At 58.0% G+C, this 20359-nt stretch carries 18 protein-coding genes; 14 read left to right on the top strand and 4 right to left on the bottom strand.

The genetic code is table 11. The annotated features are described in order from the left end of the window. Positions 1-217 precede the first annotated feature (217 nt). From NHU87_RS26825 to NHU87_RS26785, 9 genes are all read left to right on the top strand, one after another. Complete coding sequence (locus NHU87_RS26825) at positions 218-1852, top strand: methyl-accepting chemotaxis protein (protein WP_253554145.1); 1635 nt, start codon at positions 218-220, stop codon at positions 1850-1852. Between the two features lie 196 nt (positions 1853-2048). Further along, positions 2049-2612: a nicotinamide riboside transporter PnuC gene (gene pnuC / locus NHU87_RS26820; RefSeq protein ID WP_253554142.1), complete on the top strand. Its 564-nt coding sequence runs from the start codon at positions 2049-2051 to the stop codon at positions 2610-2612. Then, complete coding sequence (locus NHU87_RS26815) at positions 2609-3133, top strand: AAA family ATPase (RefSeq protein ID WP_253554139.1); 525 nt, start codon at positions 2609-2611, stop codon at positions 3131-3133. Before pnuC ends, NHU87_RS26815 begins: the two co-directional genes overlap by 4 nt. A 581-nt stretch (positions 3134-3714) precedes the next feature. Then, the gene (locus NHU87_RS26810) at positions 3715-4149 is read left to right on the top strand and encodes a hypothetical protein (RefSeq protein WP_253554137.1); all 435 of its coding nucleotides are present in this window, start codon (positions 3715-3717) and stop codon (positions 4147-4149) included. A 1-nt stretch (position 4150) separates the two neighbouring features. Continuing rightward, a complete protein-coding gene (locus NHU87_RS26805) occupies positions 4151-4723 on the top strand; it encodes an adhesin (protein WP_253554135.1) in 573 nt (190 codons plus the stop codon). Positions 4724-4774: 51 nt separating this feature from the next. Next, positions 4775-6046: a heme utilization protein gene (locus NHU87_RS26800; protein ID WP_253554133.1), complete on the top strand. Its 1272-nt coding sequence runs from the start codon at positions 4775-4777 to the stop codon at positions 6044-6046. A 62-nt stretch (positions 6047-6108) separates the two neighbouring features. Continuing rightward, positions 6109-6789, top strand: coding sequence for a C39 family peptidase (locus NHU87_RS26795; RefSeq protein ID WP_253554132.1), 681 nt, complete (start codon positions 6109-6111; stop codon positions 6787-6789). Between the two features lie 32 nt (positions 6790-6821). Next, on the top strand, positions 6822-7562 hold the full coding sequence (locus NHU87_RS26790) for a hypothetical protein (protein WP_253554131.1): 741 nt from the start codon (positions 6822-6824) through the stop codon (positions 7560-7562). Positions 7563-7609: 47 nt separating this feature from the next. Further along, positions 7610-8890, top strand: coding sequence for a hypothetical protein (locus NHU87_RS26785; protein WP_253554130.1), 1281 nt, complete (start codon positions 7610-7612; stop codon positions 8888-8890). Positions 8891-9112: 222 nt separating this feature from the next. Here the strand turns inward: NHU87_RS26785 and NHU87_RS26780 are convergent, their stop codons facing one another. Continuing rightward, positions 9113-10438: a sigma-54 dependent transcriptional regulator gene (locus tag NHU87_RS26780; protein ID WP_253554128.1), complete on the bottom strand. Its 1326-nt coding sequence runs from the start codon at positions 10436-10438 to the stop codon at positions 9113-9115. 342 nt (positions 10439-10780) lie between these two features. Here NHU87_RS26780 and NHU87_RS26775 point away from each other — a divergent pair, with 342 nt between their 5' ends. From NHU87_RS26775 to nhaB, 3 genes are all read left to right on the top strand, one after another. Next, a complete protein-coding gene (locus tag NHU87_RS26775; protein WP_253554126.1) occupies positions 10781-11047 on the top strand; it encodes a hypothetical protein in 267 nt (88 codons plus the stop codon). Between the two features lie 282 nt (positions 11048-11329). Next, the gene (locus tag NHU87_RS26770; RefSeq protein ID WP_253554124.1) at positions 11330-12619 is read left to right on the top strand and encodes a hypothetical protein; all 1290 of its coding nucleotides are present in this window, start codon (positions 11330-11332) and stop codon (positions 12617-12619) included. Between the two features lie 76 nt (positions 12620-12695). Further along, positions 12696-14198: a sodium/proton antiporter NhaB gene (gene nhaB, locus NHU87_RS26765; RefSeq protein ID WP_253554122.1), complete on the top strand. Its 1503-nt coding sequence runs from the start codon at positions 12696-12698 to the stop codon at positions 14196-14198. 123 nt (positions 14199-14321) lie between these two features. On the opposite strand, the gene NHU87_RS26760 is transcribed toward nhaB, so the two are convergent. From NHU87_RS26760 to gnd, 3 genes are read right to left on the bottom strand one after another with little or no spacing between them, the layout of a single operon-like run. Beyond that, positions 14322-15146, bottom strand: a complete 825-nt coding sequence (locus NHU87_RS26760) for an HAD family hydrolase (RefSeq protein WP_253554119.1) — start codon at positions 15144-15146, stop codon at positions 14322-14324. Further along, positions 15143-16666 (bottom strand): glucose-6-phosphate dehydrogenase, encoded by a 1524-nt coding sequence (zwf, locus tag NHU87_RS26755; RefSeq protein ID WP_253554117.1) that lies wholly within the window; start codon positions 16664-16666, stop codon positions 15143-15145. The genes NHU87_RS26760 and zwf overlap by 4 nt, the downstream gene beginning before the upstream one ends. Further along, positions 16663-17643: a phosphogluconate dehydrogenase (NAD(+)-dependent, decarboxylating) gene (gene gnd, locus NHU87_RS26750; RefSeq protein WP_253554115.1), complete on the bottom strand. Its 981-nt coding sequence runs from the start codon at positions 17641-17643 to the stop codon at positions 16663-16665. The genes zwf and gnd overlap by 4 nt, the downstream gene beginning before the upstream one ends. Before the next feature lie 272 nt (positions 17644-17915). Here gnd and NHU87_RS26745 point away from each other — a divergent pair, with 272 nt between their 5' ends. Together NHU87_RS26745 and NHU87_RS26740 are read left to right on the top strand one after the other, a co-directional pair. Further along, positions 17916-18098, top strand: coding sequence for a DUF6026 family protein (locus tag NHU87_RS26745; protein ID WP_052963391.1), 183 nt, complete (start codon positions 17916-17918; stop codon positions 18096-18098). 402 nt (positions 18099-18500) lie between these two features. Next, on the top strand, positions 18501-20246 hold the full coding sequence (locus tag NHU87_RS26740; protein WP_253554113.1) for a phosphoethanolamine transferase CptA: 1746 nt from the start codon (positions 18501-18503) through the stop codon (positions 20244-20246). The last annotated feature ends 113 nt before the right edge of the window (positions 20247-20359 follow it).

The raw sequence follows: 20359 nt of genomic DNA, 5'->3' as shown, positions 1-20359 counted from the left end.
CTGAATCCCCGCGCGCAAGATCCACACAAAACCGTAAAAATGGCGTGAAAAGAGACTTGGGCTCAGGTTTTTCCGTGCGGGGCCGAAATCCTATCAGACACGCCTCATTTACGCTGCCGCGTAATACGGCCTGAGTCGGATAGGCCCGATCGGCAAAGTGTGGTTGGATGCTGGCGATCGTTTATGACAAGAACAAGAAAACCGGAGTAACAGCGTTATGAACAGCTTGCGCAGTGTGTCGATCAGCCGACGCTTGTGGCTCATCTTGATCGTGGCCGTGGTGATGCTATTGACGTTGGGCGTGTTGATGCTCAAGCAGATTCACGAGGACCTCTATCAGGCCAAGGTCCAAAAGACTCAGCACGTGGTGCAGACCGCCAGTGGCATCCTCACCTATTTCCACGGCCTGGAAACCACCGGCACCCTCACCCGCGACGCCGCGCAAAAACAGGCACTGAACGCCGTGCGCGGTTTGCGCTACGACCAGAATGACTATTTCTGGATCAACGATCTGACGCCAGTCATGATCATGCACCCGACCAATCCGAAACTTGATGGCCAGAATCTCTCGACGATCCGCGACCCGGACGGTTTCGCGTTATTCAACGAGATGGTCGCCATCGCCAAGGCCAAGGGCGCCGGCATGGTCGACTACCGCTGGCCAAAACCGGGCGCCAGCGCGCCGGTGGAAAAAACCTCCTACGTGAAACTGTTCGAGCCCTGGGGTTGGGTGATCGGTTCGGGCGTGTACATCGATGACATGCAGGCCGAGTTTTATGCGCAGGTCTGGAAGGCCTCTTTCGTGGGCCTGGTGATTGCCCTGATCATGGCGCTGCTGGTGATCATGATTGCCCGCAGCATCGTGCGCCCGCTACAGGAAACCGTGAACGCCATGGCCAACATCGCCAGCGGTGAAAGCGACCTGACCCGCAGCCTCGATACCCATGGCCAGGACGAAGTCACGCAATTAGCCCGGCACTTCAACGCCTTCACCGCCAAACTGCGCCTGGTGATCAGTCAGCTGCAAGTGTCCGCCGGTGCGCTGGGCCAGTCTTCCAATGAACTGGGCAACGATGCCGCGCAGGCCCAGCAACGCAGCCAGCAGCAGTCGCAGCAAATGGAACTGGTGGCGACCGCGATCAACGAAGTGACCTACGGTGTGCAGGATGTGGCCAAAAACGCCGAGCACGCGGCCAGCGAAATGCGCGATGCCGAGTCTCAGGCGCAGCAGGGGCAGGTGAATATCGACGGTAGCTTGCAGCAGATCGACAAGCTGTCGTCGACCATCGATCAAGCCGTCGAAGTGATTCGTACGCTGGCCGCCGAAAGCACGCAAATCGGCAGCGTTCTGGAAGTGATCCGCTCCATCGCCGAGCAAACCAACCTGCTGGCCCTCAACGCCGCCATCGAAGCCGCCCGGGCCGGTGAGCAAGGTCGCGGGTTTGCGGTGGTTGCCGATGAAGTGCGCCTGCTGGCCCAGCGCACTCAGAAGTCGACGGCGGAAATCCAGTCGATGATCGAACGCCTGCAAAGTCATTCCGAAGCGGCGGTCAAGGTGATCGGCGACAGCAGCCGTGCGTCGCAACTGACCATCGAGCAGGCCGGCCTGGCGGGCGCCAGCCTGAATGCCATCGGCCAGGCCTTGCGCAACCTCAACGGGTTGAACGCATCGATTGCCAGTGCGACCTTGCAACAGGCCCACGTGGTGGAAGACATCAATCAGAACGTCACCCAGGCCGCCGGGTTGTCCCACAGCACCGCACTGGCGGCCGAACAGTCGAGCGTGGCGAGCGTTCACCTCAAGGAACTGAGTGAGCAGTTGAACGGGTTGCTCAAGCAATTTCGGGTGTAACTTTTCTCTATACCCAACGCGGTCCTCCCTGTAGGAGCGAGGCTTGCCCGCGAAGGCGGTGTGTCAGGCGACATCCATATTGACTGTGCCGCCGTCTTCGCGGGCAAGCCTCGCTCCTACAGGGATTGGCAAGCCCAATCCCCCTCAATCCGGGTACAATTCGCCCCCCTCTTTTTTACAACACCAAGGAACCTCCATGTCCGGGCTTGAACTGTTTGCTGCCGCCCTCGGCGTGATTGCCGTCTGGTTGACGGTCAGACAGAACCCTTGGTGCTGGCCGATCGGTCTGGTCATGGTGCTGCTGTATAGCTGGGTCTTTTTCGAGGTGAAGCTGTATTCGGACATGCTGCTGCAAGTGATCTACGCCGGTTTGCAGATCTACGGCTGGTGGCAGTGGACTCAGGGGAGCGCGACTCATGGCAAGCGGCATGTCACCCTGCTCGATGGCAAATCCATTGCGCTCGGGCTGGCCGTCGGCGCCGTCGGCAGTTTGCTGCTCGGCGCCGCGATGGCCCACTGGACCGATGCCGCCCAGCCCTGGCTCGATGCGGCACTGACCGGCTTCAGTTTGGTGGCGCAGTTATGGATGGCGCAAAAACGTCTGCAATGCTGGCCGCTGTGGATCGCGCTGGACATCATCTTTGTTGGCCTGTTTATCTATAAAGCGATGTACCTCACCGCCGGCCTCTACGGTTTATTCGCAGTGTTGGCTGTGTACGGCTGGCGGACGTGGCGCGTCGATCCGGCGTTGCGCACATGAAAGTACTGGTGCTCACGGGGCCTGAATCCAGTGGCAAGAGCTGGCTGGCGGCCGAACTGCAACAGCAATTCGGCGGTGTTCTGGTGGGCGAATACGTGCGCTGGTTCATTGAGCAGGAAGCGCGAGACACCTGCCTGGCCGATATCCCCGACATCGCTCGCGGTCAGCTGCAATGGGAAGACGACGCCCGTGCCCTTGGGCCGCCGTTGCTGATTCTCGACACTCACTTGCTGAGCAACATGCTCTGGAGCCAAACCCTGTTTGGCGATTGCCCGGCCTGGCTTGAGCAGGCCTTGCTGGCTCGGCACTATGACTTGCACTTGCTGCTGTCGCCCGAACAGGTCGACTGGACCGATGACGGGCAGCGTTGTCAGCCCGAGCTGGAGGAACGCCGGGCTTTTTTCAACGCGACTCAAGCATGGCTGGAGCAGCATCGACAGCCTGTTCAAGTGCTTCAGGGCGATTGGGCCGAACGCCGGCTTCAGGCATTACACGCCGTCGCGTTACTGCTCGATCGCTGACGGGGCCGAGACACCAATCTGTAGCAGCTGCCGAGCCCGCGAGGCTGCGTTCGGCTGCGTAGCCCGCGAGGCTGCGTTCGGCTGCGTAGCAGTCGTGAATCCGGCTAACTCGGCTTACCTGACAAACCGCATTCTCTGATTTTACGACTGCTACGCAGCCGAACGCAGCCTCGCGGGCTCGGCAGCTGCTACAAAGAGTGCGTCCCTGCTGAAATTGCTTAACCGATTGGCACTGGCCAAATAACCCCAGCACTAGTTGCGTAATTTTTGCAAATACGTCCGCTTCTGAAACACCCCTCCCCCTCGAACAGCCCGTTCCAACGCTGGTCATCGTTTTGTCACGCGAGATGTTAAAGCGTTGATACATCCCGGACAAAGCGTGGATCCATTGCGATTGCGATCTCAAATCACATTGCCGTCCCGGCGCTCGTCTCAGCCCTGAAACACCGCACTTCATCGATCCACTGGCCTTGATCGATAACCCTCTGAATCAAAACAACAATCAAAAACCGGCACAGCTTTCGCTCGCTCCTTCACAAGGCTGACTAGAGCCAGCCCACAATAAAGAAGGAATTGCCGCCGTGGGGACATTTGATAACAGCATCTATAGCCTCCTGCTGATTGGATGCGCACTGGGCTCAAGCCTGCCCGTACAGGCTGACAACGGCATCATTATTATCAAGCGTGATGTCCAACCGCGCATGGCAACGCGTGCGCCGGTGATTCCCGACCCTAGCCCCACGACCGCCAATGCCAACCCGTCCAGACAAATTCTCCAGCAAACGAACGAGTTGAGCGACGGCGACTTTGCCAACGTCGCCACGGGTGCAGGCATCTCCCGCCTGGTCACTCAAGGCACCCACAACAACCTGGGCGGCAATTTCACTAACCAGACTCAGCTTTCCAATCTCCCCGCTGGACGTTCGGGAAACTCGGGCAACGGTATTGCCAATATGGTCAATTCAAATATCCAGCAAGGCCTGGGTGCTCTGAAAGTCGTAACGGGAGACCGTTAAGATGAATCGTACGCTGCTGATGATTGTCATGTTTTGCAGTGCATCGACCTTTGCCCAGCCTCCCGTCATCAATAACGCCGAAATCGACGGTTCGGGCATGCAGCACCAGGGCAACCTCTCGGTTAACCAAGCGGCGGGCGATCATCTGCAACAGGCCAACGCCCGGGCCATTGCGATTGGCAACAACGCCAGCGCCACCACCCAGATTCGCCAACGGCTGCGTACGCAGGTCGACCCCGGCATCGATGCTCGATCCAGTATTCAAGGCGACTCCTTCAGCCACGGCAACGGCGTACTGGGCGTCAACCAGAGCGCGGGCGCCAGCAACCAGCAAGCCAATGCCCTGCGGATAAGCATCAGTAAACAACCGCAAAGTATCGACGACAGCGTCCTCATGCAGCAGAACGTGACGCTGATCAACAACTCCGATCCAACTGACTCTGCGCCAGGCAACCGCCAGGTCGCTACCAGCGATCAGGCCTTCACCGGTAGTCGTGGGGTGATCCAGTTGAATCAGAGCTCCGGGGTGGGAAACCGAACGGCCAACACCCTGAGCGTACGGGTCATGGATTGACCCAAAAAGGTAGATACAACACTTAACCTAAAATAAGTACGGAGAATCACCATGAAACCTTCGATGGCACTCAAGCCTCTGGTTTTCGCAATTGCTGCGGTCATGGCTGTTGCTGTACAAGCTGGGCAAAACGATCGGCATCGTCCCCCTCCTCCAACAAAAATCCCTGTGTATGCGACTGCGGATGCGTGGGATAACCAAAGCAGTACCGACAACAGCATCCGTAACGAAGGGACGATCAACGAAGCTGAAATGAACAGCTCTGCCACAGGCGCCAGCGGCAACGTCGGCGTCAACGTGGCTGCAGGTAGCGGCAACCAACAAGACAACGCGTCCGCCATTGCAAATGCTGCCTCAAACTCCAGTCTGGACAACAGCTTCGTGTTCGGCACTGCGACAGCCACCGCCGACGTCACGCAGTACAGCAACAATAACACCGTCAACAACTTCGGCAGCACCGCCTCCGCCGTGATGAACGGATCGGGTAATGGCGGCAGCGGTAATATGGGTATCAACATTGCTGGTGGCGACCTTAACCAGCAGAAAAATACCATGGCCATTGCCAACACCAATGCCCCGCTCGGTAACGCAACAGCCACCGCCTCTGCCGATCAACAAGGTCCTGGCCTGGTAGTGAATAACTACGCCGATCGGACGACCCGCCTGGATACGATAACCGTTACCACAACGGCCAGCGGCAATTTCTCTCGCGATAAGGCTTCCAATTTGAGCGTTGATAGAAGCGCTTCTTCGAGCTTTGATGTGAGTGGTTCCAGGAGTTCTGATGCCAGTGGTTCCAGGAGCTCTGATGTAAGCGGCTCCAGGAGCTCGGAGAGCAGCTCTACTCGCAGTGCTTCTTTGAGCGCTAATCTGGATGCTGCCGCGAATGCCACCAGAACTGTTACCTGGAACAATGGCAATGGCGATCGCACCCGCACTCGGAGTGTCGACGTATCGGTTGACGCATCGGTCGATGCAGATTTCGACGCATCGCGCGAAAGATCGAGCAGTTCCTCGTTCGAAAGATCGTTCGATAAATCGTGGGCAAGATCGTCCGACTCCTCGTTCGAAAAATCGGGCAGTAAAGAGTCCGAATCTTCGTTCGACAAATCGAAAACGTTCAGTGAAAGCAGTTCGTTTGATTTGAGCAACACCTACTCCTATCAAGTGCTGACTCCAACTGGCTGGGCAAACCCTGTGACCAACACTGCAACCCTGAACGGTTCGGTGAATGGTGGCAGTGGCAACCTGGGCGTCAACGTGGCTGCTGGTGTGGGTAACCAACAAAGCAACTCGCTGGCCATTTCCAACAACTCGTTCTGATTGCTGTCTCTGAAGGCCCCCTCACGGGGGCCTGTTTCAACACAACCAGAAGGCGTCTTTCCATGCGCATTATCGTCTTGGCAATTTTGCTTTGCGTGGCCAGTGTGATCGAGGCTGCACAAATGCCGCTTTCCGTCCTCCCCGGTGGCGCGGTGGTGTACAAGCCGATCCAGAGCATGCGCGAGCGTAAATTTGCCGACCTGGTGCAACAGAAAACCGACTTCAGTTGTGGCGCGGCTGCGCTGGCGACCATCTTGCGCCAAGCCTATTGGCTGGATGTGAATGAAGAACAGATCATCGAAGGCATGCTGGCACACTCCGATCAAGATCTTGTCCGCGTCCAGGGCTTCTCCATGCTCGACATGAAGCGTTACGTGGAAAGTATCGGCATGCGAGCCCGTGGCTATCGGGTAGCGCCGGAAACGTTGAGCGAAATCAGAATTCCGGTGGTGGTGCTCCTTGATATCCGAGGCTACAAACATTTTGTGGTCATGCAAAAAGTCCATAAGGGCTGGGTATACATCGGAGATCCGGTACTTGGTCATAAACGCTACAAGGTCGACGACTTTGTAAAAGGCTGGAACGGCATCATCTTTGCCGTCATCGGTCAGGGCTACGACAAAACCAATGCGTTGCTCGACCCACCCATGCCACTGACCGCCAAGAACCGCATCAATACCTTCACTCCGGTGCGAGACGCAGAGTTGATGGACTTCGGATTCATCCAAAGCGACTTCTTCTAATAACAAGGAGCACGACGCTCCGGGAGCATCCAATGAAGACTCCAATCTGGCTGGTCGTGGTTTGCCTGGCCGCCAGCCTCCCCACCCAGGCACAGACATTCAAACCCATTGAACTGAAGGATCATGAATTGGCGACCCTGCGCGGCCGTTATGTCATGCCGGGGCGGATCATCAGTTTCGGCATTGTCATGACCAGCACTTGGCAAAATGCCAACGGTGAAGTGATCGGGGCAACTTCCTCGATGCAAATTCAACAATCGACCATCAAGCCACAGTTCTATGTGTCGATGATCGACGAACGAGGGGATGGCTTGGCGCGTTCGCAAGGTACCGGCACCGTCACGGGCGGCAACGGTCTCAACAGCACCGAAGGCGTCACTCAAGTCGTGCGTGCTGCCGGCGACCATAACGCTGCCTACAACAACGTTCATATCAACGTCACAAAGGCTAGCCAAGCTCCAGCAACGCAACAGCAGGGCCAGGCGTTAGCCCCAGGCTCGACGTTGGTCGGCGCCAATGGCGCGGGCTCGTTGAGCGTTTCCTCGACCGGTACGGGTGTGCAACTGAACATCGTGGCCACCAACAACCAGGGCAGCACCGTACAACGCCTGGGCCAGGGTGGGCTGATGCAGAATACGACTTTGCTCGGCGGTGGTAATCAGGTCAACAACCTCACCTCTCTCAATGTCGTGCTGCGTGACAACGTATCGACAGCCGGGTCGCTGAACGGCAACCTGGACCAGCTCAAAGGTCTTCGCACTCAAGGATTCTGATCTACGCTCAGTCTCATCAGATGTAGTCAGAAAGGGACGGCTAACCCATGCACCGATCGTTGACGTTCAGAGCTATCATTTGTTTGAGTAGCCTGGCGCCGGCAACACTGCTGTACGCAGCCCCGGACCCCCAGGTCGAAGCACTAAAACAAGAACTCATGGAGTTGAAACAGCGTTACGAAGCACAACAGAACGCGCTGATGGTACTTGAGCAACGCGTTCGCCAAGTCGAAGAAGCACCTGCGACCCCTGCGCCCAAACGCCTGACCAAATCCCCCGCGGAGACGCCCAGGAGTGGTCAGACAGTGGCTGCCGGTGCGCCGGGAACCACGGGCAGTTCATACGGCCAATCGCTCAAGGATGATTCGCAGCCCGCGCAGAGCGTTTCCAACCTGTATGACGAAGCCAGCGGCTTCTTCGGTGGCGGCAAGTTCAGCCTCGAAACCGGCCTGACCTATACGCACTACGATACCCGTGCATTGGTACTCAATGGCTTCCTGGCACTGGACGCGATTTTCCTCGGTAACATCAACCTCGACCGTATCAAGGCGGATAACTGGACTCTGGACCTGACCGCCCGCTACAACACGGGAGAACGCTGGCAGTTCGACATTAACGTCCCCGTGGTGTATCGCGAATCAACGTATTCCTCCGGTGGCGCAGGCGGCGCAGGGCCGGTGACGTCGGACGCAACCGTGACCCGCGACCCGACCATCGGCGATGTGAACGTTGGGGTTGCCTACAAGTTTCTGGATGAGTCGGCCAATCTGCCCGACGCGGTCTTTACACTGCGCGTCAAGGCGCCGACCGGTGAAGACCCTTACGGCATCAAACTGGTCAATGACCCGAACAACGATAACCTCTCAGTACCCGAGGAGTTGCCTACCGGCAATGGTGTCTGGTCGATCACCCCGGGTCTATCGCTAGTCAAGAGTTTCGACCCGGCCGTGCTGTTCGGCAGCCTGTCCTACACCTACAACATGGAAGACTCTTTCAGCGACATCAGCCCTCAGGTCAACTCCAAGGTGCCCGGGGACGTGAAACTGGGCGATTCCTGGCAGATCGGCGCCGGTATTGCATTCGCCTTGAACGAGAAGATGAGTATGTCGTTCTCGTTCACCGATCAGTTCGCCAGCAAGAGCAAGATCAAGCCGGATGGTGGCGACTGGCAATCGATTTCCAACAGCGATTACAACTCGGCCAACTTCAACATCGGCATGACCCTGGCAGCAACCGATAACCTGACGATCGTTCCCAACCTGTCCATCGGACTGACCGACGATTCGCCAGACTTTTCCTTCAGCCTGAAATTCCCGTACTACTTTTAAGCACAGACCTGTAGGAGCGAGGCTTGCCCGCGAAGAACGATGACGCGTAATACCTGAAAAACCGCGGTGCATTCTTCGCGGGCAAGCCTCGCTCCTACAGAAATTTCGCTTAACTGACTGGCATTGGGCTTGCCCGCTCCCACAAAGTCTGTAGTGCCTGGTTAAAATGGAAAAGGCCCGCTGCGATGGATGTCGCAGCGGGCCTCTTCGTTTCACCGCGCCCTAGCGGATTTGGTGCTTGTGCAGCAATCGGTAAAAAGTCGGTCGCGATACGCCCAGGACTCTGGCGGCGACGCTCAGGTTGTCGCTGTGCCGGTTCAACACATCGCACAGCGCCTGACGTTCGGCGCGGGTCTTGTAGTCTTCAAGGGTGCCCATCGGCGTAGCGGTGGCGTGTTGACTGATCAACCCCAGGTCTCGCGCCTCGATCTGTCGTCCTTCGGCCAGCACCAGTCCGCGCCGTACCCGGTTGGCTAACTCGCGGACATTGCCGGGCCAGTCGTGCTTGCCCATGGCGATCAGCGCGTCTTCGCTGAAGCTTCGAGGACGACGGCCGGTTTCCTGGCTGTAGAAATGAGAAAAGTGGTTGGCCAACATCGAGAGATCACCATGGCGTTCGCGTAGCGGTACGGTGATGACTTGCAGGACGTTCAAGCGGTAGTACAGATCTTCGCGAAAGCGTTTCTTCTCAATGGCCGCTTCAAGGTCGACATTCGTCGCCGCCAATACCCGCACATCCACCGGAATAGGCTGGTGGCCCCCTACGCGCTCAATGTGTTTTTCCTGCAGGAAGCGCAGCAGATTGGCTTGCAGTTCCAGGGGTAGATCACCGATTTCATCGAGAAATAGCGTTCCGCCGTTGGCCGCCTCTATCCGCCCGACCTTGCGCTGATGAGCGCCGGTAAAGGCGCCCTTCTCGTGGCCAAACAGTTCGGACTGGATCAAGTGTTCGGGAATCGCGCCGCAGTTGATCGCCACGAACGGTTTGCTGTGACGCTGGGATTGTCGATGCAGGGTGCGAGCGACCAGTTCCTTGCCAGTTCCGCTTTCGCCGCGGATCAGCACCGGGGATTCAGTGGGTGCCAACTTGCTGAGCAATTTGCGCAGTTCGCGAATCGGTTTGCTGTCGCCGAGCAATTCATGTTCAGGCTGATCGATATGGATCGTGCCCTGGCCGCGCAGGCGTGCCATGCCAAACGCGCGACCCAAAGTGACCTGAACCCGTGAGACATCGAACGGCAGAGTATGAAAGTCAAAAAACCATTCGCAGACGAAGTCCCCGACATTTTGCAAGCGCAGGACCTCTTGATTCAGCACCGCAATCCACTCGGTACCGCTATGGGTGATCAATTCCTTGACGGCTTCCGGGCGTTCCAGATGGAATGGCTGCAAACGCAACAGGCCGACATCGCAAGTTCGCTCAATGGCGTTTTTCAGGGTACAGCTGTCAACATCCCAACCCACGGCGCGTAAACCTGGCAACAATCGGTGGCAATCATCGCAAGGATCCACTATTAACAGACGTCGTAAGACAGGCGGTTCTATCATGACTGTTCCTTGACGCCAAATTTAGGAAATATTAGTAAAAACAGTCATTTGGCGGGCTTCGATGTAACACTAGCAAGAATTTGACGCGAGCTTGTATCGATTGCTTATAGGGTTGTTTGCTTATTAGTTATAAGAAGTCACTTGGTTAGTGGCCTAACGAGTTGAACCTTTCATTCAGCTTTCAGAAAGGGCCTGAATATCAAATCAATGAAAGAAAGTTGAGATTTCTTTTGATTGTGTGTGACCTAAACCCCGGTTGCGGGCATCAGTACTAGTAACCAGCCGAACGGTAAGCCCAACCGACGGCACATCACTTGTTTGGGCATACAGAGAGAAGATCCCATGAACGCCCCGCTCCGTTTCAACGAAGCACTTTTGATTGCCGACCGCGCATTCCAACCCTTTCAATGCGTGGCTTGGGCACCACAAGATGGTAATGGCGAGCTCAGCCTCACTATCATCGATCGCACTAATACGTGCATCAGCCGTAAACAAATCCCCAGCAGTGCCTATTCCGATCCAGAGCAACTCGAACACGTGCTGGAAGAAGCTCGTGCCGAGTTGAGCCAGGAAGGTTACACACTGCAATCATGGTCGATGCCGCACTAAGCGTTTTCGCGGATTGCCGCCCGGCAATCCGCGCCCCCCTTCTTTTTAGTTGACGATTTTCTACAGTCAGCTGCGCAATACCCTCCCCTGTTTTCAACTTCTAGCCGCCGGATTACTTGGCAGGCTTTTCAGTGGTTCGAAAAGACATTGTTCTGGCACAAAACGCTCCACTTCCAGCCCATGAAAACAGTTGTGCGCCGAGTCATTCAGGGATTGAATGTTTTGCTCATGTAGTCACGCTCCGGGCATCCGGATAAGGACGACTGGCAAGGAGATGCATGCATGTCACCCCAGACTGCTTTTGCCTTACCTGCAACCGTGAATGGCGCCGAACGACTCGATACGCGTTTCGCTGGCACCGGCAAGACTCAAGTGTATTTCGCCAGCAGTATGTTCAGCATCGCCAATGACGTTGCGATTGACCCTCTCGGCCGGTTGCTGGTGGCGGCAAAGGTCGGTACGCCGGGCGGCCACCGCTTTGGCCTGGCCCGCCTGCTTGCAGACGGTTCGGCGGATCTGGCATTCGGCAAACAAGGCAGCATCAGCGGGCAGTTCGCACTCGGCTTCGAGGCCATGGCCGGCAAGGTGCGGGTGTTGGCCAACGGGCACATTCTGGTGGCCGGCCTGCACTACGAAAATGCTCACCGTACGCTGCCCGCCCTGGCGATGTTTGATCAGCAAGGCTGCCCGGTCCAGGGTTTTGGCGACAATGGACGCTGCGTGGTGCGCCTGCCGGGTGATCTTTCCCGAGGCGCTCGCGATGCCTGGTTACCGCCCGGCGTGCCGGGCGCCGAAGCCTGCGATGTCTGCGTGCAGGACGACGGTCGAATCCTGCTGCTGGCCAATCATCACTTCGAACTGGCCGATCACGTCGGCATGCTGATACGACTCAACGCCGACGGTTCGCTGGACAGCAGCTTCAACGGTCGCGGTTTCGTCATGGTCCGGCACCTGTTGATGAACACCTGGCTCAGCAGCTTGATGGTGCAGCGCGATGGTCGGATTCTGGTGAGCGGATCAATCAATGTTCCCGAGGAAGGCCTGCTGGCGCGTTATCACCCGGATGGCCAACTGGACGACAGCTTCGCCGTGGATGGTTTCATGACCTTCAAGGCACGCGAGCGCAGTGCTCAGGTCTGCCAGATCGTCCAGCATGACAACGGCGACTTGCATTGCTTTGGCAGCAGTCGCGACCCTATGCACTGCCTGTCTCTGAAACTACACAGTAATGGCCGACCGGATTTTCATTGTAACGGTGGCCAGCCAAAGCTATTGGGCGTCGGCCGTAGCAACTGCTACTGGACCGCCGCCAAGACTCAGCCGGACGGGCGTGTACTGACAGTCGGAGCGACGGTTGGCGGGGTCGAAGTCGACCTCATTTTTGCCCGATATTTACCCAGTGGGCAACCGGATCGCAGTTTTGCCAAGGGCATCGGCTGGTTTCGCACACGCCTGAGTCCCGCTCCGTTTACCGCAACTTCACTGGCCATTCAGGCCGACGGCTGCATCGTCATCGGCGGCTATTCACTGGACGGAAGCTGCCGCGCGGTCGTCGCGCGTTATCAGTGTTAGGCCAACGTCATTCCTGCACTTGATCTTCTGTTGTTCTTACGGCAAGTTGCGCGCTTCTTAATACAAGGAGTAGCCGATGTCCGGCTCAATGGCCCAGGCCTTCGCGCACAACTTTCTAGGGCACTCACCCCGCTGGTACAAGGCGAGCATTGTCGGCTTCCTGATTCTCAACGCCTTGGTGTTATGGACGGTCGGGCCGGTGGTGGCCGGCTGGCTGTTGGTGCTGGAGTTCATCTTCACCTTGGCCATGGCGCTCAAGTGTTACCCGTTGATGCCCGGCGGGTTGCTCCTGGTCGAAGCACTGCTGCTGAAAATGACCACCCCCCAAGCGCTCTATGACGAACTGGTGCACAACTTCCCGGTGATCCTGCTGCTGATGTTCATGGTGGCAGGCATCTACTTCATGAAAGACCTGCTGCTGTTTCTCTTTTCGCGCCTGTTGTTGGGGGTTCGCTCCAAGGCGCTACTGGCATTGATGTTCTGTTTCCTGTCCGCGTTTCTGTCGGCATTTCTTGATGCGTTGACCGTGACTGCGGTGATTATCAGTGCGGCAGTAGGTTTCTATTCGGTGTATCACCGTGTCGCCTCGGGCGGCGATCCGCGTCAGGACAGTGAGATCAGCGATGACCGCCACTTGCCCACGCTCCATCATGGCGACCTTGAACAGTTCCGCGCCTTCCTGCGCAGTCTGCTGATGCACGGCGCCGTCGGTACCGCGTTGGGAGGTGTGTGTACGCTGGTTGGCGAGCCGCAGAACCTGCTGATCGGCCATGAAATGGGTTGGCACTTCGCCGAATTCTTTTTGAAGGTCGCACCGGTGTCGTTGCCGGTATTGGCCGCCGGCCTGGTGACCTGCGTGCTGCTGGAGAAACTGCGCTGGTTCGGCTATGGCACGCTGCTGCCGGACAACGTGCGTGCAGTGCTGGCCAATTACGCCGACGAAGACAACGCCGCACGCACTGCACGTCAGCGCGCTGCGTTGCTGGTTCAGGGCGCGGCGGCGCTGATTCTGATTGTCGGGCTGGCGTTTCACGTCGCCGAAGTCGGCCTGATCGGTTTGATGGTGATCGTGCTGATCACCGCGTTCACGGGCATTACCGATGAGCATCGCATTGGCAACGCCTTCAAGGATGCCATGCCGTTCACGGCGCTGCTGGTGGTGTTTTTCGCAGTGGTGGCAGTGATTCACGATCAGCAATTGTTCACGCCGCTGATCCAGTGGGTGCTGGCGCTGCCGGCAGATCAACAGCCGGGCATGTTGTTTATTGCCAATGGCTTGCTGTCGGCCATCAGCGACAATGTGTTCGTGGCGACCATCTACATCACCGAAGTGAAGCAGGCGTTTCTCTCCGGCCACATGAGCCGCGAACAGTTTGAAACCCTGGCGATTGCGATCAATACCGGCACCAACCTGCCGAGCGTGGCAACGCCCAATGGTCAGGCGGCGTTCCTGTTCCTGCTGACCTCGGCGATTGCACCGCTGATTCGCCTGTCGTACGGGCGGATGGTGTGGATGGCACTGCCTTACACGGTGGTGATGGGCGTGTTGGGCTGGTATGCGGTGAGCTTTTGGCTTTGAGGTGATCGGTCTGACGCCTTCGCGGGCAAGCCTCGCTCCTACAGGGTTAGCGTCGATCATTTGATTGTGAGCCGACACAAACCTGTAGGAGCGAGGCTTGCCCGCGAAGAACGATAACGCGGTTCAGACCGGATTCAGGATAAACCGCTCGATCGCCTGGGCCGCGCCGTCTTCGGTATTGGCCCCGGTCACCACGTCGGCCTGACGCTTCACCGCCTCTTCCGCCTGCCCCATGGCGATCGATAACCCGGCCCGGTGAAACATCGCCGGGTCATTGCCGCCGTCACCGAGGGCGGCGGTCTGTTCCAGCGGCACACCGAGAAACTCGGCCAGTGTCGCCAATGCCTCGCCCTTGTTAGCCAGCATCGCCGTCACGTCCAGATAGATCGGCTGTGAACGCGAAACCTGCGCCTGCCCTTCGACCTTGGGCAGTAACTGCGCTTCCAGTTCGATCAACAGTTCGGCGTTGTTGCTGGCCGCGACGATTTTGTCGATGCGTGCCAGGTAAGGCTCGAAATTCTCGACCACCACCGGCGGATAACCCAAACCATGCTGCTCGCGTGGAACCATCGGGCCGTACGGGTCCTTCAACAGCCAGTCGCCACCACTGAACACCCACACTTCGATGTCCGGCTGATCGGCAAACAGCGTCAGCGCCGTCAGCGCTGCCGTCGCTGGCAAATAATGCGCAACCAGTATGCTGCCGTCCGGGTTGACGATGGTACCGCCATTGAAAGCCGCCGTCGGCAGATCGACACCCAGGGCTTCGATCTGCTGCAACATGGCTTTGGGCGGACGCCCGGTGGCCAGGCTGAACAGCACGCCTGCCTCGCGCAAGGCGCGGACAGCTTCAATCGTACGCTGACTGAGGCTGTGATCGGGAAGCAGTAAAGTGCCGTCCATGTCGCTGAGCAGAAAGCGGATGGGCTGTTGCGTGACGTCACTCATCCGACGCTGTGCCAGACACGACCATCGCGGGTCAGCAGCTCGTCAGCGATCTGAGGCCCGTCTTCGCCGGCCGCGTAATTCTCAACTGTTGCGTCCTGCTGCCAGGCGTCGAGGAATGGCTGCACCGCGCGCCAGCCGTTCTCGATGTTATCGGCGCGCTGGAACAGCGTCTGATCGCCGGTCAGGCAGTCGTAGATCAGGGTTTCATAGCCGGTCGATGGCTGCATCTCAAAGAAATCCTTGTAGGCGAAACCGAGTTCGATGTTGGCCATGTTCAACGCCGGCCCCGGCCGCTTGGCCAGCAGGTCGAACCACATGCCTTCGTTGGGTTGAATCTGGATCCGCAGGTAAGTCGGCTGCAACTCGTCGACCTCGGTGTCGCGGAACTGCGCATACGGTGCCGGTTTGAAGCAAATGACAATCTCGGTGTCGCGCGCGCTCATGCGTTTGCCGGTGCGCAGGTAGAACGGCACGCCGACCCAGCGCCAGTTGTCGATCATGACTTTGAGCGCGACATAGGTTTCGGTCGTGCTGTCGGGCGCCACGTTGGCTTCCTGGCGATAACCGGGCAGCGGCTCGCCACCAATCTCGCCGGCGGTGTATTGGCCGCGCACCGAGTTGGCTCGCGCTTCCTCGGTCGTCCAAGGGCGGATCGCGCCGACGACTTTGGCTTTTTCGCCGCGTACCGCATCGGCGCCAAAAGCGGCCGGTGGTTCCATGGCCACCATCGCCAATAATTGGAACAGGTGATTGGGCACCATGTCCCGCAGGGCGCCGGTGACTTCATAAAAACTGCCACGGGTTTCCACGCCGACGGTTTCGGCGGCGGTGATTTGCACGTGGTCGATGTAATGGTTGTTCCAGAAGGCTTCGAACAGGCTGTTGGAGAACCGGCTGACCAGAATGTTCTGCACGGTTTCCTTGCCCAGATAGTGATCGATCCGGTAGATCTGCTTTTCCGTCATCACTTTGAGCAAGCACGCGTTCAACGCTTCGGCGGTGTGCAAGTCGGAGCCGAAAGGCTTTTCGATCACCACCCTTCTGAACGCTTCAGGGGTTTCCTGCAGCAATCCGGCAGCACCGAGACGCCGCACCACTTCGCTGAAAAAACGCGGCGCGGTGGCCAGGTAGAAAATCGCATTGCCAGTGCCGCTGGCGTCGATTTTCGCCGCCAGCGCTTGATAGGTGCGTTCGTCCAGGAAGTCGCCCTGGACGTAGCTGATGTGCTTGGCCAGTTTGGCCCACAACGCCGGATCAAGGGCGTGATTGCCCTTGCCGACCTTGGTCGCCACTTCCGCCCGAATGAAATCTTCGAGTTTTTTGGCGAAGGCTTCGTCACTGATGGCGTTGTGATCAACGCCGATGATCCGCAGTCCATTCCCCAGCAAACCGTCGCGACTCAGGTTGTACAGCGCCGGCATCAGCAGGCGCTTGACCAGATCACCATGGGCACCGAACAGAAACAGCGTGGTAGGCGGTGCGGGTTCTGCCTTGGATTTCCTGCGGATCACATGAGTCATTTTTTTGAAGTCTCCACGTGGCCGCCGAAGCCGAAGCGCTGGGCCGAGAGAATCTTGTCGCCAAAGGTGCCTTGCCCGCGCGAACGGTAGCGCGAGAACAGCGAGTTCGACAGCACCGGTACCGGGACCGATTGCTCCATGGCCGCTTCGATGGTCCAGCGACCTTCACCGCTGTCAGCCACCGAGCCTGAGTAACCGTCGAGTTTCGGGTCGCTGGCCAGGGCGTCGGCGGTCAGGTCGAGCAGCCAGGACGACACCACGCTACCACGACGCCAGACTTCGGCGATGTCAGCGACGTTCAGGTCAAAGCGCTGATCTTCCGGCAGGTTGGTGCTGGCCTTGGTCTTGAGGATGTCGAAGCCTTCGGCGAAGGCCTGCATCATTCCGTATTCGATGCCGTTGTGGATCATTTTCACGAAGTGGCCAGAACCGGCCGGGCCCGCGTGGATGTAACCGCGCTCGGCGCGATCGTCATCGGACTGGCGATCCTTGGTGCGTGGGATGTCGCCCATGCCCGGGGCCAGGGTTTCAAACAGCGGATCGAGGCGCTTAACGGTCTCGGCGTCGCCGCCGATCATCATGCAATAACCACGCTCCAGGCCCCAGACACCGCCGGAAGTGCCGACGTCGATGTAATGCAGGCCTTTTTCCGACAGGGTTTTGGCCCGGCGGATGTCGTCCTTATAGAAGGTGTTGCCACCGTCGATGATGGTATCGCCCGCTTCAAGCAAGGTGCTCAGGGTGTCGATGGTGTCTTCGGTCGGTGCGCCGGCGGGCAGCATGACCCACACCGCGCGTGGTTTGGCCAGGCCAGCGACCAGGGCTGGCAAGTCGGCAACTCCGGTGGCGCCTTCTTCAGCCAGGGTCTCGACAAAGGCAGTATTGCGGTCGTAAACAACGGTGGTATGCCCGTTGAGCATCAGGCGCCGCGCAATATTGCCGCCCATGCGGCCCAGTCCAATAATCCCGAGTTGCATGTACTGATGCTCCCTACTACAAATAAAGTATGTCAAAGGTTATAGCCCAACGCGACTCATTCGAGTTAGTCCAGCGTATGGGGATGAAGTTTCCGGGCATTGTGCCCGATCCAGACTGATAACGTCTGGAATCGTGCCGAAGACACAACGACCATGAAAAATAAAAAAGTTCCCTTCAGGGGCAAAAGAAATCAAAATTGGCGCCGATAGTAAGTGAGCACCCGAACTCGGGAGCCAACTTACAGTTGAGACAGCCATTTGCGAGGTGAGCAATGGGCACCGTACACACAGCACTGCCAGCACAAACCCTTTACGTCACGATCCGTCGCGATGAACTGCGCCAGTTGAAAGACGAGCGCGACCAGTTGAAACGGGAAGTCGCGCAATTGCGCCTGCTGTCCCAAGGCAATCAGGCTCAGCCCTTGCCTGTCACCCAACGTGCTCCCCACGCCTGACCCCCGGCCCCTCAAGCTGTAATGCGATCTGTAGCAGCTGCCGAGCCCGCGAGGCTGCGTTCGCCTGTAGCAGCTGTCGAGCCCGCGAGGCTGCGTTCGGCTGCGAAGCAGTCGCGAGTCCGGCTGACGCGGCCTACCTGACGTATTGCAAGTTCTGATTCAACGACTGCTTCGCAGCCGAACGCAGCCTCGCAGGCTCGGCAGCTGCTACAAAAAAGCGTTTCGTGCCCGTTGTTTCCGACTCGCTGCAACCCAGCCCGCTGCTACAACTCACAAAGTTTTCACACCTTCTTGTCGATACTCCGGCCCATTGTGGCCGCTCGGTGGTATCCGCGCGGCGTCCGTTCGTCTGTGACAGGGAGAGTGCCGACGGCCGAAGTAATTATCAGGCTGGAGTGGTGAATGGCTTTGTTTAAACGCAGCAAAACGTCTGCGAAAGGTTTTGATTGGGCAGGATTTCTCTGGTTATTTCTGTTCTTCTGGTATTTTTCGGGCATTACCCAACTGCTGATTCAACTGACGGGCACCTCTGGTTTTACCGGGTTCCGCCAGGCCTTTGTGATGAGCGCTATCTGGCTCGCCCCGATGTTGCTGTTTCCCAAACAGACACGTGTGATGGCCGCGCTGATCGGCGTGGTGCTGTGGGCCTGTTCGATGGCCAGCCTCGGCTATTTCTTCATCTATCAGCAGGAATTTTCCCAGAGCGTCATCTTCATCATGTTCGAATCGAACGTGTCTGAAGCCGGCGAGTACATGACCCAGTATTTTGCCTGGTGGATGGTGCCGGCGTTCCTCGCCCACACCGCGTTCGCGTATTTCCTCTGGACCCGCTTGCGTCCGGTGTACCTGCCACGTGGACAGGCGCTGGTCGCGGCGACGGCGATTCTGCTGGCGGTGGTCGGTTACCCGATGATCAAGCAGACGTTACGCACCGGCAGCTTGGCCGGCGGCTTCGAGAAATTCGAAACCCGCATCGAGCCCGCGGTGCCGTGGCAGATGGCCGTGGCCTATCACCGTTACCTCGATACCCTGGCCGGCATGCAAGCCATGCTCGACAGCGCCAGCAAAATTGCCCCGCTCAAGAACCTCACCGATTCGATGGCCAATCAGCCGGCGACCCTGGTGCTGGTGATCGGCGAGTCCACCAACCGGCAGCGCATGAGCCTGTACGGCTACCCTCGGGAAACCACCCCGGAACTGGACAAGCTGAAGGATCAACTGGCGGTTTTCGATAATGTCATTACCCCGCGCCCTTACACCATCGAGGCGTTGCAGCAGGTACTGACGTTCGCCGACGAAGAAAACCCCGACCTTTACCTGACGACACCGTCGGTGGTGAGCATGATGAAACAGGCGGGTTACAAAACCTTCTGGATCACCAACCAGCAGACCATGACCAAGCGCAACACCATGCTCACGACCTTCTCCCAGCAGGCCGACGAGCAGGTGTACCTGAACAACAACCGCAACCAGAATACCGCCCAGTACGATGGCGACGTGATCGAGCCGTTCAACAAGGCTTTGGCTGACGCGGCGCCACGCAAGCTGATCGTTGTGCATTTGCTCGGCACGCACATGAGCTACCAGTACCGCTACCCGCCGACCTTCAACAAGTTCACCGACCGCAACGGTGTTCCGGAGGGCGTGCGTGACGATCAGGTGCCGACATACAACAGCTATGACAACGCGGTGCTGTACAACGACTTTGTGGTGTCGAGCCTGATCAAGGACTACGCCAAGTCTGATCCGAACGGCTTCCTGCTGTACCTCTCCGACCATGGCGAAGACGTCTTCGACTCCGTTGGCCATAAAACCCTGGGCCGCAACGAGAGCAAACCGACCGCGCCGATGTACACCATTCCGTTCATGGCCTGGGCTTCACCGAAATGGCGCGAAACCCATGACTGGAGTTTTGCCGAAGATCTGAGCCGGCCGTACAGCAGTTCTCAGCTGATTCACACCTGGGCGGATCTGGCAGGCCTGAGTTTCGATGAGCTGGACCGCAGCAAAAGCCTGGTCAGCGATAGTTTCAAGCCTCGGCCATTGATGATCGGCAATCCTTATGAGCGTCAGCAGCGGCCGTTGATCGACTTCAGCCTGATGAAACCCAAGGGTGCGCCTGTCGCTCCGGCGGTCGTTCAGCAGTAATGCTTTTGTAGGAGCCAGCGGTGCGGCGATCCGACTTGCCTGTCAGTTAAGGCGGAATCTGTAGGAGCGAGGCTTGCCCGCGAAGAATGCACCGCGGTTTTTCAGGTATTACG

The organism is Pseudomonas mandelii (assembly GCF_024138395.1).
In the GTDB taxonomy this organism is placed as follows: Bacteria; Pseudomonadota; Gammaproteobacteria; order Pseudomonadales; family Pseudomonadaceae; genus Aquipseudomonas; species Aquipseudomonas mandelii_E.
This window is presented reverse-complemented; position numbering and strand designations above follow the sequence as displayed.